Annotated in this window: 12 protein-coding genes, 1 tRNA gene and 1 pseudogene; 10 read left to right on the top strand and 4 right to left on the bottom strand. The window is 71.2% G+C overall.

The window, feature by feature from the left end; genetic code table 11:
- The first annotated feature begins 10 nt into the window (after window positions 1-10).
- Entirely contained in the window at window positions 11-1,015 is a 1,005-nt protein-coding gene (locus AABM36_RS09875) for a metal ABC transporter permease (protein ID WP_260857903.1), read from the top strand.
- Here AABM36_RS09875 and AABM36_RS09870 read toward each other — a convergent pair.
- On the bottom strand, window positions 1,000-1,965 hold the full coding sequence (locus AABM36_RS09870) for a diacylglycerol/lipid kinase family protein (protein WP_059281187.1): 966 nt from the start codon (window positions 1,963-1,965) through the stop codon (window positions 1,000-1,002). The genes AABM36_RS09875 and AABM36_RS09870 overlap by 16 nt on opposite strands.
- Window positions 1,966-2,105: 140 nt before the next feature.
- A pseudogene (locus AABM36_RS09865) lies at window positions 2,106-2,513 on the bottom strand (Fur family transcriptional regulator); the annotation flags it as partial.
- 209 nt (window positions 2,514-2,722) lie between these two features.
- On the opposite strand from AABM36_RS09865, the gene AABM36_RS09860 reads away from it, so the two are divergent.
- Both AABM36_RS09860 and AABM36_RS09855 read left to right on the top strand, forming a co-directional pair.
- Entirely contained in the window at window positions 2,723-3,385 is a 663-nt protein-coding gene (locus AABM36_RS09860) for an MBL fold metallo-hydrolase (RefSeq protein WP_423446017.1), read from the top strand.
- Window positions 3,386-3,431: 46 nt separating this feature from the next.
- Window positions 3,432-3,863, top strand: a complete 432-nt coding sequence (locus AABM36_RS09855) for an HIT family protein (RefSeq protein ID WP_019309375.1) — start codon at window positions 3,432-3,434, stop codon at window positions 3,861-3,863.
- A 188-nt stretch (window positions 3,864-4,051) separates the two neighbouring features.
- Here AABM36_RS09855 and hrpA read toward each other — a convergent pair whose 3' ends face one another.
- Window positions 4,052-8,182: an ATP-dependent RNA helicase HrpA gene (gene hrpA / locus AABM36_RS09850; protein ID WP_423446014.1), complete on the bottom strand. Its 4,131-nt coding sequence runs from the start codon at window positions 8,180-8,182 to the stop codon at window positions 4,052-4,054.
- Window positions 8,183-8,344: 162 nt separating this feature from the next.
- Here hrpA and AABM36_RS09845 point away from each other — a divergent pair, with 162 nt between their 5' ends.
- Genes AABM36_RS09845 through AABM36_RS09830 form a run of 4 tightly spaced genes read left to right on the top strand, consistent with a single transcriptional unit; the run spans window position 8,345 to window position 11,601 of the window.
- Window positions 8,345-9,337, top strand: a complete 993-nt coding sequence (locus AABM36_RS09845; protein WP_059281184.1) for an ABC transporter substrate-binding protein — start codon at window positions 8,345-8,347, stop codon at window positions 9,335-9,337.
- Window positions 9,338-9,342: 5 nt separating this feature from the next.
- On the top strand, window positions 9,343-10,311 hold the full coding sequence (locus tag AABM36_RS09840; protein ID WP_019309372.1) for an ABC transporter permease: 969 nt from the start codon (window positions 9,343-9,345) through the stop codon (window positions 10,309-10,311).
- 4 nt (window positions 10,312-10,315) lie between these two features.
- Window positions 10,316-11,224 carry an ABC transporter ATP-binding protein gene (locus tag AABM36_RS09835; RefSeq protein WP_019309371.1) on the top strand — a complete coding sequence of 303 codons (909 nt, stop codon included), beginning with the start codon at window positions 10,316-10,318 and terminating at the stop codon, window positions 11,222-11,224.
- A 5-nt stretch (window positions 11,225-11,229) separates the two neighbouring features.
- Entirely contained in the window at window positions 11,230-11,601 is a 372-nt protein-coding gene (locus AABM36_RS09830; protein WP_406019500.1) for a hypothetical protein, read from the top strand.
- Window positions 11,602-11,694: 93 nt separating this feature from the next.
- On the opposite strand, the gene AABM36_RS09825 is transcribed toward AABM36_RS09830, so the two are convergent.
- Window positions 11,695-11,767 (bottom strand) — tRNA-Arg (locus tag AABM36_RS09825).
- A gap of 121 nt (window positions 11,768-11,888) precedes the next feature.
- On the opposite strand from AABM36_RS09825, the gene argS reads away from it, so the two are divergent.
- The 3 genes from argS (at window position 11,889) to AABM36_RS09810 (ending at window position 16,556) form a co-directional block, all read left to right on the top strand.
- The gene (gene argS / locus AABM36_RS09820) at window positions 11,889-13,559 is read left to right on the top strand and encodes an arginine--tRNA ligase (RefSeq protein ID WP_039101982.1); all 1,671 of its coding nucleotides are present in this window, start codon (window positions 11,889-11,891) and stop codon (window positions 13,557-13,559) included.
- A 4-nt stretch (window positions 13,560-13,563) separates the two neighbouring features.
- Window positions 13,564-14,997, top strand: coding sequence for a diaminopimelate decarboxylase (gene lysA, locus AABM36_RS09815; RefSeq protein WP_423446011.1), 1,434 nt, complete (start codon window positions 13,564-13,566; stop codon window positions 14,995-14,997).
- A gap of 242 nt (window positions 14,998-15,239) precedes the next feature.
- Entirely contained in the window at window positions 15,240-16,556 is a 1,317-nt protein-coding gene (locus AABM36_RS09810; RefSeq protein WP_070638435.1) for a homoserine dehydrogenase, read from the top strand.
- The last annotated feature ends 36 nt before the right edge of the window (window positions 16,557-16,592 follow it).

Here is a 16,592-nt window from a genome sequence, read left to right as displayed (position 1 = left end):
CACGGAAGCCATCGACTGGAACTCCTTCCTGAGCTCCGTGTTCGTCTTCGAGGACTACGCCGAGCTGCTCTCTCTGCTGCGCAACTCGGTGTGGGCCGGGGCGGTGCTGGGGCTCGTGGGCGGGCTCGTGGGCACGTTCGTGATGATGCGGGACCTCGCGTTCGCCGTGCACGGCATCGCGGAGCTGTCCTTCGCCGGGGCCGCCGCGGCGCTGCTGATCGGAGCGGACGTGATCACGGGTTCGCTCGTGGGCTCGATCCTCGCCGCCCTGATCATGGGGTTCGCAGGGCTGCGCGCGCGGGAGGGCAACTCGTTCGTGGGGGTTCTGATGCCCTTCGGGCTGGGGCTCGGCATCCTGTTCCTGTCCCTCTACGAGGGCCGCTCGTCCAACAAGTTCTCGCTGCTGACCGGTCAGATCGTGTCGGTCTCCTCGGTGCAGCTGACCTCCATGGTCCTGCTCTCGGCGCTCGTGGTGGTCACGCTCGTGGGTGTCTGGCGACCCCTCACCTTCGCGAGCACGGACCCCCTGGTGGCCCAGGCCAAGGGCCTGCCGGTGCGGGGGCTCTCCATCACGTTCATGGTGCTGCTGGGGATCACCGTGGCGCTGTCCGTGCAGATCGTGGGTTCGCTGCTGGTGCTCGCCCTGCTCATCACCCCGGCGGCCGCGGCCATGAACCTGACCGTGAGTCCCGTGCGCACGGTGGTGCTCTCGGTGCTCTTCGCGGAACTGGCCATGGTGGGCGGGATCCTGCTCGCGCTGGGCGGGAACATCCCCATCAGCCCGTACGTCACCACCATCTCGTTCACCCTGTGGCTGGTCTCCCGCCTGGTGCGCGCCGTGCGTGAACGCTCGTCCTCCCACCGTCGGATGACGACGCCGCGCGGCCCGGTGGGCGCGGGGGCGCCGGTTTCCACGGCCACACCGGTCGCCGCGGACACGGCAGGCGCACTCGGGCAGGGCTCACCCGGAGCGGGCGCCGGCGCAGGGACGGGCCCGGCTCAGAACAGGATCTGAACGGCCGCGGGGAGTACCCGCAGGGTCACGGGCAGGGGGCCGAGCCGCTCGCCGTCGCCGAAAGCCATGTCCCCGCCCGGGGAATGCCCGGTGGCGTGCGCGCTCACGGCCACGCTCGCCGAGACCGCCGGTTCCACCGCCACCTCGGGCAGGGTCACGTGGCTGCCGAGCCACAACCGGGGCAGGGACACCACGAACTTCACGGGCCCCACGTCCGAGACCATGAACAGCTCCGCGGTACCGTCCCCGGCGTCTGCGGCGGGCACGATCGTGAGGCCCCCGCCGATCGACGACGTGTTCGCGAGCGTGAGCAGCGTGAGATCCCGGCCGGCGGTGTGCTCGCTGCCGTCCGGGGAGGTCCAGCTCAACTGGTAGGGGCGGGCCCGCAGGCTCACGAGGTCCACGGCAAGGGCGACGACGTACTTGGCGGACGCGCGCACGCGGGACCAGCGGTTGGCGCGCGCGTTGATGCGGGCATCCAGGCCCAGGCACACGGCCGTGGCGCACACGTGACGGGTTCCGTCCGCACACTCCACCCGGAGCAGGTCCGTGCGGCGCGGCGCGGATTCCAGACCACGGAGCACGCGACCCGCGGCACGCTCCACGTCCTGGGAGGGCACACCGTGGTGGCGTGCGAGGTCGTTGCCGGAGCCCGCCGGCACCAGTCCGAAGGGCAGGTCCACGCCCTGCCGGTTCAGCGTGTCCAGGCACTGCAGCACCAGGTGGACCATCCCGTCCCCACCCACGGCCACGACGGCGGCAACAGCCTGGCTCTCCCGGCGCAGGGTGTCCGTGAGCAGCTCGGAGAGCCCTCTGGGCGTAGCCGATGCCAGAGGACGGGCTCGGTATCCGCCCGCCCGGAGGATGCCTGCGGCGCGCTCGCAGGCATCGCGGGACGCGCGGGAGGAGCCGTTGTGGACCAGCAGGATGTCGCGTGGGCCCGTGGTCACCGCGTGGGCCCCGAGGATCCTCGACCGGGGCGGGAGGTGCTCGGGGAGCTCGACGGGCGCTGCGCGGCCTCCGGGGAACCGCCACCGGGCAGCGTTGCGCCGCGGTCCTCGCTAACGGGGGTGTCCTCGGCCTCGAGCCGGGCGGTGCACTGCTCGCAGATTCCGGAGATCTCCACGGTGTGGTCCACGTCCGTGTAGCCGTGGCGCCGCGCCGTGTTCTCGGCCCAGGCCTCGATGTCCGGCGCCTCCAGCTCCACCGTGGCCCCGCACGAGCGGCACACCAGGTGGTGGTGGTGGTGCTGGGCCTCGCAGCGGCGGTAGATGGCCTCACCCTCCGCGGTGCGCAGCACGTCCACCTGGCCGAGCTCCGCCATGGACTGCAGGATCCGGTAGGTGGTGGCCAGGGACACGGACTCGCCCTGGTCCTGGAGCCGCCGGTGCAGATCCTGCGTGGAGATGAAGTCCTCCAGCCGGTGCAGTTCGGCGGTCACTGCCCGGCGCTGCTTGGTGTTGCGAACCTCCGCGGGTTCGGTGGTCTTGGTGCTCAACCCTGGCGTCCTTTCCGCGAGCGGTCGTCCGGGTCATCTTAACGCGCGGCACGGACATGCGCGGCGAGGCGGACCTCGGGCGGGTGGTCCCCGGTCCTCGACCACGGGCCCGGCTCGGGGAGCGGCCACCTGCACGGGTCAGGTGCGCCGGGGCCACCGTGGGCCGCGGAGACCCCCACGGAGCCGCGGCGGGCCGCTAGGCTGGCACCATGCTGCTGACCAAGTTCTCCCACTCGTGCGTGCGGCTCGAGAAGGACGGCGCGGTGCTGGTGGTCGACCCCGGAACGTTCTCGGAGGTCGAGGAGGCGCTCGACGGCGCGGACACCGTGCTCGTCACGCACGTGCACCCGGACCACTGCGACGTCCCCCGTGTCTCGGCCGTGCTGGAGTCGGCACCCGAACACTCGCTCCACGCCCCGGCCGCCGTGGTCGAGGAGCTCTCCCAGCACGTCACGGACACCTCGCGCCTGCACGCCGTCACCGCGGACACGGCGTTCGAGGCCGGCCCGTTCTCGGTGACCACCCACGGCGGCCAGCACGCGCTGATCCACCCCCTGATCCCCACCGTGGCCAACGTGGGGTACGTGGTCGACGACGCCGTGTTCCACCCCGGCGACTCGTTCACGGTTCCACGCGGGGTCACGGTTCCCACCGTCCTGGTGCCCCTGCACGCGCCGTGGTCGAAGATGTCCGAGGTCATCGACTTCATGATCGCCACCCGGGCCACCACCGCGTTCCAGATCCACGACGCCCTCCTCTCGGAGAACGGCTTCGGCGTGGTCGAGACGCAGGTCGCCCACTTCGCCGGACTCTACGGAACCAGCTACCGCCACCTGTCCCCGCGCGAGAGCGTGGAGATCACCACCAGCTGACCCGGCCGGCGGACCGTCGGCCACCCACCGAGGAGAGGACTCCACCGTGAGCTCAGTGTTCACCAAGATCATCGAGGGCGAGCTGCCCGGTCGTTTCGTCTGGGCCGACGAGCAGTGCGTCGCGTTCCTGTCCATCCAGCCGCTCGCCCAGGGCCACGTGCTCGTGGTCCCGCGCCGGGAGGTGGACGCGTGGATCGACCTCCCCGAGGAGCTGGCCACCCATCTCATGACGGTGTCCCGTGCCATCGGCCGGGCCGTGGACGCCGCCTTCTCCCCGAAGCGCGTGGGCCTCATGATCCAGGGCTTCGAGGTGCCCCACACGCACCTGCACGTGTGGCCCACCAACTCGATCGAGGAGTTCGACTTCGCGAACGTGGACCAGGACCCGGACGCCGCCGTCATGGACGAGTCCGCCCGGCGGATCCGCGAGGCACTCGTCTCCCAGGGGCACCAGGACACGGTGCCGTCGCAGGGCTGAGCGCACTCACGCTCCCGGTCTCGGAAGCGTGGTCCTCACCCAAGGAGGGGGTGCCCTCCTCGCTCGGTGCGGGGCGTGCCGCACTCGCGCACTGAGGGGCGCGCCTCCTGGGCCCCCGCCACGGCTGTCACTCGTGTTCCTGGGCCATGCCCCCGTGAACTGGGTGATGGTCCGTCGCGCGCTGGGTCTCAGCCCAGCTCGCGCAGCTTCTTGCGCAGCCGCTTCTCCGACACCGTGTGCGCGGTGCCCAGTTCCTGCGCGAAGAACGAGACCCGCAGCTCCTCCAGGTCCCACCGGATTGCCCTGAGCGCCGCGGGCGTGGGCACCGTGGGCGGCACTGCGTCCAGGGCCGCACGGTACTCGGCCTCGAGGTCGTGGACGGTGTGCATGGCCACGGCGTCGCGCTGCAGGTGCCCGGAGAGCTTGTCCAGCCGGGCGTTGACCCCGGCCAGGTAGCGGGGCAGGTGCTGCAGGGCCTGCCACCCGGTCTGCGCCACGAATCCGGGGTGGATGAGCCCGTCCACCTGCTCCGCCATGTCCGTGAACGCGGGCACCGCGCCCAGTGAGCCGGGCTTCTTCAGCCGTTTGCGCACCGTGGTGGCCTCGCTCAGCGCGGTGGTCACGAGCGCCGTGACCGCGAAGACCGTGTCGATGAGCTCCGCCCGCACGTGCTCGGCCAGCCGGTCGAACTCGGCCCGTGTGAACGGGGGGTCGTGGGGCACGAGCCGGTCGATCGCCGCGCCCGTGCAGTCGTGGATCAGGGCCTCCACGGAACCGTGGGGGTTCTGGGTGAACACCAGCCGCTCGCGCTGACTGAGGTGCTCCACCACGTAGCGGTGCGCGGACGGCAGCACACGCTGCAGCAGCGCGATCACGCCGTCGCGCTGGGCGGCGCGCTGCTCCTCGGGGTCGCTCAGGATCCGCAGGTCCACGCGAGGGGCCTCGGTGCCGCCCGGCTTCTCGGGCGCCACGGCCACGAGCGTGGGGTAGCCGGTGACCGTCTGGCCGGCCACGGTGGTCTCCACGCTGCGGGGCGGATCCGGCTCGGGCCACGCCCGCAGGTCCGTGCGTTCCAGGGACGCGCCCGACGCCGCCCGCTCGCCCGGATGCGCACCGCCCCGGCCCTTGCGGTCGCCGCCACCGGAGCGACGGCCGCGCCGCGAACCGGACGCGGCGGCGTCGTCGTCCCCGCCGGAGGCCGAGCCTGCGGAGGCACCCGCGGCGTCGTAGAGCTGGGCCGCGGCCTGCCCCAGCGACTGGGCGAGCGCCTCGCGCACGCGCGGACGCAATCGCTGCTTGAGCTCGGTGAGGTCGTCCCCGCGGCCGAGCACCGCGCTGCGGGCGTCCCGGACCTCGAAGCGCATCCGCAGGTGCGGGGGCAGCGTCTCGGGGTGGAAGTCGGAGGCCTGCACGGGGTGTCCGCGCATCCGGCGCAGCACCGTGGCGAGGGCCTCGAGCAGCGAGCCCGAGGGCGGGTCGAACTCCTCGTCCAGCCGGCGCACGGCCGCGGCCGCGGTGTCCGGGGCCGGCACGAAGTTGCGGCGCACGGCCTTGGGCAGGGACTTGATCAGCGCGGTGACCAGCTCCACGCGCAGGCCGGGGATGTGCCACTCGAACTGCTCGGGGGCGAGCCGGTCCAGGAACAGCACGGGTATCCGCACCGTGACGCCGTCCGCGGTGTCCGTGCCCGGGGCGAACTCGTAGTCCAGGTCCAGGCTCAGGTCCCCCTCGGGGGAGTGCACGTGCCACGAGCGCGGGAACGAGTCCGTGTCCAGTGCCGGGGCCTCCGGGGCGATGAGGTCCTCGGGGGTGAGGTCCAGCAGGTGCTCGTCCTCGTGGCGGGCCTTCTTCCACCACGCGTCGAAGTGTCGCTGCGAGACCACGTGCGCGGGGACCCGAGCGTCGTAGAAGTCGAACAGGACCTGGTCGTCCACGCGCAGGTCCTTGCGGCGCATGCGGTTCTCGAGCTCCTCGACCTCCGTGAGCGCCTTGCGGTTGCGCTTGACGAAGGTGTGCCGCGTCTGCCAGTCGCCCTCCACGAGCGCGTGGCGGATGAACAGCTCCCGGGACAGCTCGGGGTCGATCGAGGAGAACAGCACGGAGCGCTCGCTGACCAGCGGCAGCCCGTAGAGGGTGACCTTCTCGGAGGCCATCACGGCGCCGCGCGAGCGGGACCAGTGGGGCTCGGAGTAGGAGCGCTTCACCAGCGACGGCGCGATCTCCTCGGCCCACTCAGGCTGGATCGCGGCGTTCGTGCGGGCCCACAGCCGGGAGGTCTCCACGAGCTCCGCGGAGACGATCCAGTCCGGGGACTTCTTGAACAGGGCCGAGCCCGGGAAGATCGCGAACCGGGTGCCGCGAGCGCCCCGGTACTCACGGGTGCGCTCGTCCCGCACGCCGATGTTGCTGAGCAGCCCGGAGAGCAGGGACTTGTGGACGTCGTCCTGGTGGGCGGCCACGTCGATCTCCCGCGAGCCGCCCACGTCGATCCCCGACTGCCGGGCGATCTGGCGCAGCTGCGCGTAGAGGTCCTGCCACTCGCGGATGCGCAGGAAGTTCAGGTACTCGCGCCTGCACAGCTTGCGGAACTGCGAGGAGGACAGCTCCTCCTGCTGCTCCTGCAGGTACTGCCACAGCAGCCCGTAGGAGAGGAAGTCACTGGTCCTGTCCTTGAACCGCGCGTGGAACTCGTCCGCGGCCTGGCGCTTCTCCAGGGGGCGCTCCCTCGGGTCCTGGACGGTCAGGGCGGCGGTGAGCACGAGCACCTCGCGCGCGCAGCCGCGGCGGTCCGCCTCCACGATCATCCGGCCCAGACGCGGGTCCACGGGCAGGGCCGCGAGGATCTCACCCGTGCGGGTCAGCGGGCCCCGCTGTCCGCCCCGCCGGCCACGGTTCCGGCGGCCGCCACGGGACCTGCGTGCGGGGCGCGACGCCGCGTCGTCGCCGTCCGCCGCACCGCCCGGACCGCGCAGGGCGCCCAGCTCGCGCAGCAGCACCACGCCGTCCTTGACCGCGCGCGGGTCCGGCTTCTGCACGAACGGGAAGTCCAGGATGTCACCGGGCTCCCGGACCACGCCCACGGAGATCATCTGCAGGATCACCGCGGCCAGGTTGGTGCGCAGGATCTCGGGATCCGTGAACTCGGGGCGGGACTCGAAGTCCTCCTCCGAGTACAGCCGGATGCACACGCCGTCCGAGGTGCGCCCGGAGCGGCCCGAGCGCTGCTTGGCCGAGGCCTGGGAGATCCGTTCGATGGGCAGGCGCTGGACCTTGGTGCGCGCCGAGTACCGCGAGATGCGAGCCGTGCCGGGATCGACCACGTACTTGATGCCGGGGACCGTGAGGGAGGTTTCCGCCACGTTGGTGGCCAGCACGATGCGGCGGTGGGAGGACGGCGAGAACACGCGGTTCTGCTCCGCCATGGACAGCCGCCCGAACAGGGGCAGGATCTGGGTCCCGGCCAGGGAACGGTGGGAGTCGATGACCTTCTGCAGCGCGTCCTGCGCGTCGCGGATCTCGCGCTCGCCCGCGAAGAACACGAGGATGTCCCCGCGCGGCTCGCGGGAGAGCTCCACCACGGCGTCGCACACCGCGTCGATCGGGTCCCGGTCCTCGTCCGCGAGGCCGTCCCCGGTGTCCTCCTCGTCCGGACCGCCGTCCCCGCTGCGCTCCTGCGTGAGCGGGCGGTAGCGGATCTCCACGGGGTAGGTGCGCCCGGAGACCTCGATGATCGGCGCGGGGGAGGGATCCGCATCCGGGTGCTCGGGGTGCGGCTGCGCGAAGTGCTCGGCGAAGCGCTGCGGGTCGATGGTCGCGGAGGTGATGATGACCTTCAGGTCCGGCCGCTGTGGCAGCAGCCGGCGGAGGTAGCCCAGCAGGAAGTCGATGTTGAGCGAGCGCTCGTGGGCCTCGTCGATGATGATCGCGTTGTACCGCGAGAGCGTGGGGTCGTGGCTGATCTCGGCCAGCATGATGCCGTCCGTCATGAGCTTGATCCTGGAGTCCCTGCCCACCTCGGACGTGAAGCGCACCTGGTAGCCCACGGTGGCGCCCACGCGCTCGCCGAGCTCGTGGGCGATCCGTTCGGCGACCGAGCGGGCGGCGATCCTGCGCGGCTGGGTGTGCCCGATCAGTCCGCGCTCACCCAGGCCCAGCTCGAGGCACATCTTGGGCAGCTGGGTGGTCTTGCCGGAGCCGGTCTCACCCGCGACCACCACCACCTGGTTCTCCCGGATGGCGGACATGATGTCCTCCCGGCGCGCGGAGACGGGGAGGTTGTCCGGGTACACGATGCGGGGCGTGGTGATGGGCTCAGTCATGACAACCGTGCAGTCTACGGGCCGCCCCCGACACGCGCAGGGCCGCGCGTTCCCGCCCAGGTGACACGCGAAATTGTCCCTACATGTGAGCTGCGTCTCATTTTCGACCGATCGGCAGGTAGCATCCACTCATCATTGATCCGTGATGGAAGGAACCACCCCATGAAGCGTCTACTCCCGGTCGCCGCGGCGGCCACGACGGCCGCCCTGCTGCTCACCGGCTGCGGCTCCGGCGGCGAGCAGTCGGGCGACGGCAAGGAGACCAAGAAGGTCACCGTGGGCATCTCCCAGTTCGTGGAGCACCCCTCGCTCGACGCCGCGCGGGAGGGCTTCGTGGAGGCTCTCAAGGACGGCGGCTACACCGAGGGCGAGAACCTCACCCTGGACGTGCAGAACGCCTCGGGGGACCAGGCCACCGCCACGAACATCGCCTCCAACTTCGCGTCCTCAGGGGACGACCTCATCCTCGGCATCGCCACGCCGTCCGCACAGTCGCTGGCCCAGGCCGTCACGGACAAGCCCGTGCTCTTCACCGCCGTGACGGACCCGGTGGACGCCGGCCTCGTGGACTCCGCGGAGGCCCCGGGCGGCAACGTCACGGGCACCACCGACATGAACCCCGTGGCGGACCAGATCAAGCTGGTCAAGCAGCTCGAGCCGGGCGCCAAGTCCGTGGGCATCATCTACAGCTCGGGTGAGACCAACTCGCAGATCCAGGTGGACGAGGCCAAGAAGGCCGCCGAGGCCGAGGGTCTCAAGGTCGTGGAGAAGACCGTCACCACCACGGCTGAGGTGGCCCAGGCCGCGGAGTCCTTCGACACCGACGCCATCTACGTGCCCACCGACAACAAGGTCGTGGCCGGGCTGGAGGCCGTGATCTCCGCGGCCGAGGCCAAGAAGATCCCGCTCATCGCGGGCGAGGGAGACTCCGTGGAGCGCGGTGCGCTGGCCACCCAGGGGCTGAGCTACAAGGACCTCGGCAAGCAGACCGGTGAGATGGCGGTGAAGATCCTCAAGGACGGCGCCAAGCCCGGTGAGATGGCCGTGGAGTCCCAGAAGGAGACCAAGCTCATCGTCAACGCCAAGGCCGCCAAGGCCATGGGCGTGGAGATCCCGCAGAGCCTGCGGGACAAGGCCGACCAGGTCATCGAGTAGAACCGGTGATTGCTGGAATCGAACTCGGGCTGATCTACGCGGTCATGGCCCTGGGGGTCTACCTCACGTTCCGCGTGCTGGACTTCCCGGACCTCACCGTGGACCAGTCGTTCACCACCGGAGCCGCCACCTCGGCCATGGTGATCCTCAACGGCGGCAGCCCGTGGATCGCCACCGTGGTGGGTTTCGTGGCGGGCGGCCTCGCGGGGCTCATCACCGCCCTGCTGCACACCAAGGCCAAGATCAACGGGCTGCTCGCGGGCATTCTGACCATGACCGCGCTGTACTCCATCAACCTGCGGCTCATGGGAGGGAAGGCGAACCTCGCGCTGCTACGTGAGGACACCGTCTTCACCCCGCTGCGCGAGGCCGGGCTGCAGGGCACGGTCACCGGCGTCCTGCTGCTGCTCGTGGGAGTGCTGGTGGTCAAGGTGGTGCTGGACTGGTTCCTCTACACGGATGCCGGTCTGGCCATGCAGGCCACGGGTGACAACCCGGACATGATCCGCTCGTTCGGGGTCAACACGGACGCGCAGAAGATCCTCGGGCTGTGCCTCTCCAACGCCCTGGTGGGCCTCGCGGGCGCACTGATCGCGCAGTACCAGGGCTTCGCGGACATCGGCATGGGCATCGGCATGATCGTGGTGGGCCTGGCCTCCGTGATCCTCGGCCAGGGCATCTTCGGCCACCGCACCGTGGTGGTCGCCACCTTCGCGGTGGTCCTGGGATCCGTGCTGTACCGCCTGGTCATCACGGTGGCGCTGCAGGCCGGGCTGAACCCCTCGGACATGAAGCTGATCTCTGCGGTGCTCGTGGTGGTGGCGCTCGTGCTGCCCCAGATGGCCGTGTTCAAGCGCTGGAAGCGGCGCCGCACGCTCAAGGCCGCCCAGGAGGTGCAGGCGGACGTGGGGAGCAGCACCGAGCACCCCGTGACCGCCAGCATCGCCACAACCTCAGCCGGAAAGGGAGCGTGACCGCATGCTGACAGTCGACGACGTCCGCAAGACGTTCTTCGCGGGGACGGTCAACGAGCGCGTGGCCCTGAACGGGGTGAGTCTCACGGTGAACGAGGGCGACTTCGTCACGGTCATCGGCTCGAACGGCGCGGGAAAGTCTACGCTGCTCAACACGGTCTCCGGGACGATCATCCCGGACAGCGGGGAGATCCGGGTGGGGGAGCGGGTGGTCACCCGGCTGCCCGAGCACCGCAAGGCCAAGTGGATCTCCCGTGTGTTCCAGGACCCCATGAAGGGCTCTTCGCCCACCCTGACCATCGAGCAGAACATGGCGATCGCCCAGCGGCGGGGCCGTTCCCGCGGGCTGTCCCGCGGGGTCACCCGCGCCCGGCGGGAGGAGTTCAGGAAGGAGCTGGCCACCCTCGAGCTGGGTCTGGAGAACCGGCTGGGCGCCAAGGTGGGTCTGCTGTCCGGTGGTCAGCGCCAGGCGCTGTCGCTGCTGATGGCCACGTTCTCCGCCCCGGAGATCCTGCTGCTGGACGAGCACACGGCCGCACTGGATCCCCAGCGGGCGCAGCACGTCACGGAGATCACCGAGCGGATCGTGAACGAGCGCCACCTCACCACGCTCATGGTCACGCACAACATGGAGCAGGCCCTGCGCCTGGGCAACCGGCTGATCATGATGCACGAGGGCCGGATCCTCTTCGAGCTGGACGCCCAGCAGAAGGCGGAGGCCACCGTGGCGGACCTGCTGGCCGAGTTCCGCAAGCTGCAGGCGGCCACGGGCGAGCCGGCACTGGATGACGCTACGCTTCTGGAAACAGCTCGCAGCGCCGCACCGTCGGCCGCCCCCTCCCGGGGCGTCCCCGCCGGTGGCGCTCCCACGGGTGGCTCCTCCGCCGCGGAGGTGGCACCGGAAGGTCAGTGATCACCATGAGTCAGCCCCGCCGCAGACAGCGCATGACGTCCGTCATCACTGCGGTGGGGCTGATTCTGCTCTTCGTGTGCTGCTTCTCCCTGCCGGAGGGTCTCGTGGCGCTCAGCCAGGCGGCCGCGGACCACGGGGGCCAGCCGCTCACCGAGCGCGGCTGGGTGATGACCATCGTGGGATTCGGCACCCTGTTCGTGGGAGGGATCCTCACGATCGTGGGGGTCGTCCTGCGGCGCACCGCGCCGCCCGAGCCGGTGGCGGAGGACGCGCTGCTCGAGGAGCAGTACGGCTCCGAGTCCGTCATGAACGAGTACGACCCGCTCGAGCTGAACCCGAACTACAGGATCCGCGAGCAGCGGCGCGGTCGGCGCTGAGAGGTGCTGCGGGCCCGGACAGGACGACAGGCCCGGACATGACAACGGCCCCGGGGTCACCGGGGCCGTCGTCAACGGGTGGAGCTTTCAGGGTGCCCGCGACAGGATTCGAACCTACGACCTTCTGCTCCGGAGGCAGACGCTCTATCCACTGAGCTACGCGGGCATGCCGTGCCGTTCACCAACTGCTCGGCTCGCGACGACAACTCGACGATACTACCAGGTTGCGCGGGTGCACCAATCAGCGGGAGTCGGTGCGGCAGAACCCGCCCGGCTACACTGGCACGGTGACTCCTGAAGAACTTTCCTCCGCTGTGTCCGCATGTCTGCAGGACGCCGTGACCGCCGGTGAGCTCACCGTGGCGGACGGCGTCGACCTCCCGCAGGCGCGGGTGGAGCGACCCAAGAACCGCGAGCACGGGGACTGGGCCACCACGGTGGCCATGCAGGTGGCCAAGAAGGTCGGGCGCCCCCCGCGGGACGTCGCCCAGATCCTCTCGCAGCACCTGTGCGGGGTACCCGGTGTGAAGGCCGTGGACATCGCCGGGCCGGGCTTCCTCAACATCACGCTCGACGCCGCCGCCGCGGGTGAGCTGGCGCAGTCGGTCGTGGAGCAGGGCCGCGCGTTCGGCACCGGGCAGACGCTGGCCGGAACCACCATCAACCTGGAGTTCGTCTCCGCCAACCCCACGGGCCCCATCCACCTGGGCGGCACCCGCTGGGCCGCCGTGGGGGACTCGCTGGCGCGCGTGCTGCAGGCCCAGGGCGCGGACGTGGTGCGCGAGTACTACTTCAACGACCACGGCAACCAGATCGACCGCTTCGCCCGGTCCCTGCTGGCCCGTGCCCGGGGCGAGGCCGCCCCGGAGGACGGCTACGGCGGGCAGTACATCTCGGACATCGCCCAGGAGGTCCTGGCGCTGCACCCGGACGCGCTGGAGGCGGAGGATCCGCAGGAGGTCTTCCGCGCGGCGGGCGTGGAGCTGATGTTCTCCCAGATCAAGTCCTCGCTGCACGAGTTCGGCGTGGACTTCGACGTCTTCTTCCACGAGGACTCCCTGTTCCAGGGCGGTCAGGTGGAGACCCTGCTGGAGCAGCTGCGCTCCTCGGACTCGCTGTACTTCGAGGACGGCGCGTGGTGGCTGCGCTCCACGGAGCACGGGGACGACAAGGACCGCGTGGTCATCAAGTCGGACGGCAACGCCGCCTACATCGCCGGCGACATCGCGTACTTCAAGAACAAGCGGGACCGCGGCGCGGACCTGTGCATCTACATGCTGGGTGCGGACCACCACGGCTACGTGGCCCGGCTCAAGGCCGCGGCCGCCGCCCTCGGGGACTCCCCGGAGGGCGTGGAGGTGCTGATCGGCCAGATGGTCAACCTTGTCAAGGACGGCACTGCCGTGCGGATGTCCAAGCGTGCGGGCACCGTGGTGACCATGGAGGACCTCGTGGAGGTCGTGGGCGTGGACGCCGCCCGCTACTCCCTCACGCGCTACTCGGTGGACTCCAACATCGACATCGACCTGGACGTGCTCACCAAGCGGTCCAACGAGAACCCCGTGTTCTACGTGCAGTACGCGCACGCCCGCACGTGCGCGGTCGCGCGCAACGCGGAGGCCGCCGGCGTCCGTCGTCTGGACGAGGCGGGGGCCCCGCAGTTCGACGCCGCCCTGCTGGAGCACCCCCGCGAGGCGGACCTGCTCGCGGCCCTGGGGCAGTACCCGTCGGTCGTCGCGCAGGCCGCCGAGTTCCGTGAACCGCACCGCGTGGCCCGGCACCTCGAGGCGCTGGCCGGTGCGTACCATCGCTGGTACGACGCGTGCCGCGTGACCCCGCAGGGCGACGGCGAGGTGGAACTCGTGCACCACACCCGGCTGTGGCTCAACGACGCCGTGCGCCAGGTCCTGGCCAACGGGCTGGACCTGCTGGGCGTCTCCGCTCCCGAGCGGATGTGATCCGGTGCCCGAGCAGAGCGTGAGCGGCCACCCGCTCGCCCCCGCATGGCTGCCCGTCCCGCCGGACGCCGCCACTCTGGATCCCGTGGTCTTCACGTCCCAGTACGCCCGGGACGCTTCCGGGTGCGTCACGGTGGACGGGGTCCCGGTCACGGAGCTCGCGCGGCGGCACGGGTCCCCGGCGTACGTGGTCTCGGAGCGCACGTTCCGGTCCCGTGCCCGTGGCTTCCGGGAGGCGTTCGAACGCGCCCTGTCACCGCTCGGGGTGGACGTGGCCGTGTACTACGCGTCCAAGGCCCTGCTCACCTCGGCGGTGGCCCGCTGGGCACTGGCCGAGGGACTCAGCATCGACACCGCCTCCGGTGGGGAGCTGGCCGTTGCACTCGCAGCCGGGGTTCCCGGTGAGCGCATCGCCCTGCACGGCAACAACAAGTCCGCCGCGGAGATCACCACCGCGCTGCGCGCCGGTGTGGGGCGCATCGTGGTGGACTCCCTCGCGGAGATCGAGCTGGTGGCCGCGCTCGCGCGGGAGCTCGGCACCCGGGCCCCCGTGATGGTCCGCGTGACCCCGGGGGTGCACGCCTCCACGCACGAGTTCATCGCCACGGCGCACGAGGACCAGAAGTTCGGTCTCTCGCTCGCCGCCGGCGCAGAGGGCGAGGACTCCCCGGCCCTGCAGGCGGTGGTCTCGTGCCTCGACGCCGCCGACGCCCTGGACCTGCGCGGTCTGCACTGCCACATCGGCTCCCAGATCTTCGCGGCCGAGGGATTCGCCCAGGCGGCCCAGCGCGTCCTGGCGCTGCGGGAGGCCGTGGCCTCCCGCTGGGACGTGGTGCTGCCCGAGGTGGACCTCGGCGGAGGACACGGGGTCGCCTACACCGCCGCGGACTCCCCGCGCGGTGTCGAGGAGATCGCGGCGGACCTCGCCGCCCTGCTCCCGGCCGTCCTGGAGTCCTCCGCGCTGCCGGCACCGCACCTGTCCTTCGAGCCCGGTCGATACATCGCGGGGCCCGCGGGCTGCACGGTGTACACCGTGGGCACCGTCAAGACCGTGACGGTCGAGCAGGGTGTGCAGCGCCGCTACGTCTCCGTGGACGGCGGGATGAGCGACAATGCCCGTCCCGTGCTCTACGGGGCGGACTACACCGCGGTGCTCGCCAACAGGGTCTCCCACGAGGCCCCCGTGCTGTCCCGCGTGGTGGGCAAGCACTGCGAGTCCGGTGACGTGGTGGTCAAGGACGTCTACCTCCCCGGGGACGTGCGGCGGGGCGACCTCCTGGTGGTGCCCGTGACCGGCGCCTACTGCTGGTCCCTGTCGAGCAACTACAACTGGCTCCCGCGCCCGGGCATCGTGGCCGTGGGCGAGGGCGGCACCTCCCGGGAGATCGTGCGCCGCGAGTCCGTGGCGGATCTGCTGGCCCGGGACTGCGAAATCTGACCGCTCGGCGAGATCGACGACGACGGCGTGCGCACCAACCGCGGGCAGCCGTCACGAACCTGCGCGGCGTCGTCGTCCTTGCCATGATGGGGCGGGCATCCCGCGAACACCCGCCCTGCCCAGCTGGACCACCGCCCGGCCGGAGCACGGCGCGGGCAGCCCGCCCGGGGCCGCAGCGCACCACGGCGGCGGCCCACCCCATGTCACCGACACCCGTGAGACCACGGAGGAGCACAGGAGCCATGACCACCACTGCGACGACCACCCACGAGACTCCCGTCCTGAAGGTCGGCCTGCTCGGCGCGGGCACCGTGGGCTCCCAGGTGGCCCACGTCCTGCTCACGCGTGGGGACGAGCTGGCCCTGCGCAGCGGGGTGCGCCTGGAACTGAGCGGGATCGCGGTGCGGGACACGGCCGCCCCGCGGGACGTCGAGCTGCCCGCCGAGCTGCTGACCACGGACGCGGATGCCGTGATCGACGCCGCGGACGTCGTCGTGGAGCTCACGGGCGGGATCGAGCCCACCCGCACGCGCGTGCTGCGCGCTCTGGACGCGGGCAAGTCCGTGATCACGGGCAACAAGGCGCTGCTCGCGGAGTCCGGACGGCAGCTGCAGGACGCCGCGGGTGCCTCGGGCGCCCAGCTGTCCTACGAGGCCGCGGTGGCCGGGGCCATCCCGATCGTGCGCCCCATGCGGGACTCGCTCGCGGGCGACCGCGTGGACCGGTTCCTGGGCATCATGAACGGCACCACCAACTTCGTCCTGGACCAGATGGACACCACGGGTGCCGCGTTCGACGACGCCCTGGCCGAGGCCCAGCGCCTGGGCTACGCGGAGGCGGACCCCACCGCGGACGTGGAGGGCCACGACGCCGCCGCCAAGACCGCCGTGCTGGCGTCCCTGGCGTTCCACTCCAGCTACACGATCGACGACGTCCACTGCGAGGGCATCCGGGGTGTCACGGCGGAGGACGTCGCGGCCGCACGGGAAGCCGGGTACGTGATCAAGCTGCTGTCGGTGGGGGAGCGCTGCGGGGAGGGCGTGAACCTGCGCGTGAGCCCCGTGATGATCCCGCGCCAGCACGTGCTCGGCGGGGTGCGCGGGGCCTACAACGCGGTGTTCGTGGAGGCGGCCTCGGCCGGGTCCCTGATGTTCTACGGACAGGGTGCCGGCGGTGAGCCCACGGCGTCCGCGGTGCTGGGGGACCTGGTCTCCGCGGCACGCGCGATCGCCCTGGGGGCCCAGGGGATCCCGCTCGCGGACCACGCGGGACTGCCCGCGGTGAGCATGGCCGACGTCCGCACCCGGCTGGCCGTGACCCTGGCCGTGTCCGACCGGCTGGGTGTGCTCGCGCGGCTCGCCCAGGTCTTCGCGGACCACGGGGTCTCCATCTCCACCATGCAGCAGAGCGAGGACCCCCGGGTGACCGGAACCTCGATGCTGCGCCTGGTCACGCACGAGGGCCGCCACGAGGACCTCATGGCCACGGTCGAGACGCTGCGCGGCCTCGACGCGGTCCGGGACGTGGTGTCCGTGACCCCGGTGGAGACGGGAGAATAGAGCGCGAACCGGGCGGCGGCGTCGTCGCCCGGCAAC

Origin of the sequence: Kocuria sp. KSNUG (genome assembly GCF_049532735.1) — a bacterium.
In the GTDB taxonomy this organism is placed as follows: Bacteria; Actinomycetota; Actinomycetes; order Actinomycetales; family Micrococcaceae; genus Kocuria; species Kocuria rhizophila.
This window is presented reverse-complemented; position numbering and strand designations above follow the sequence as displayed.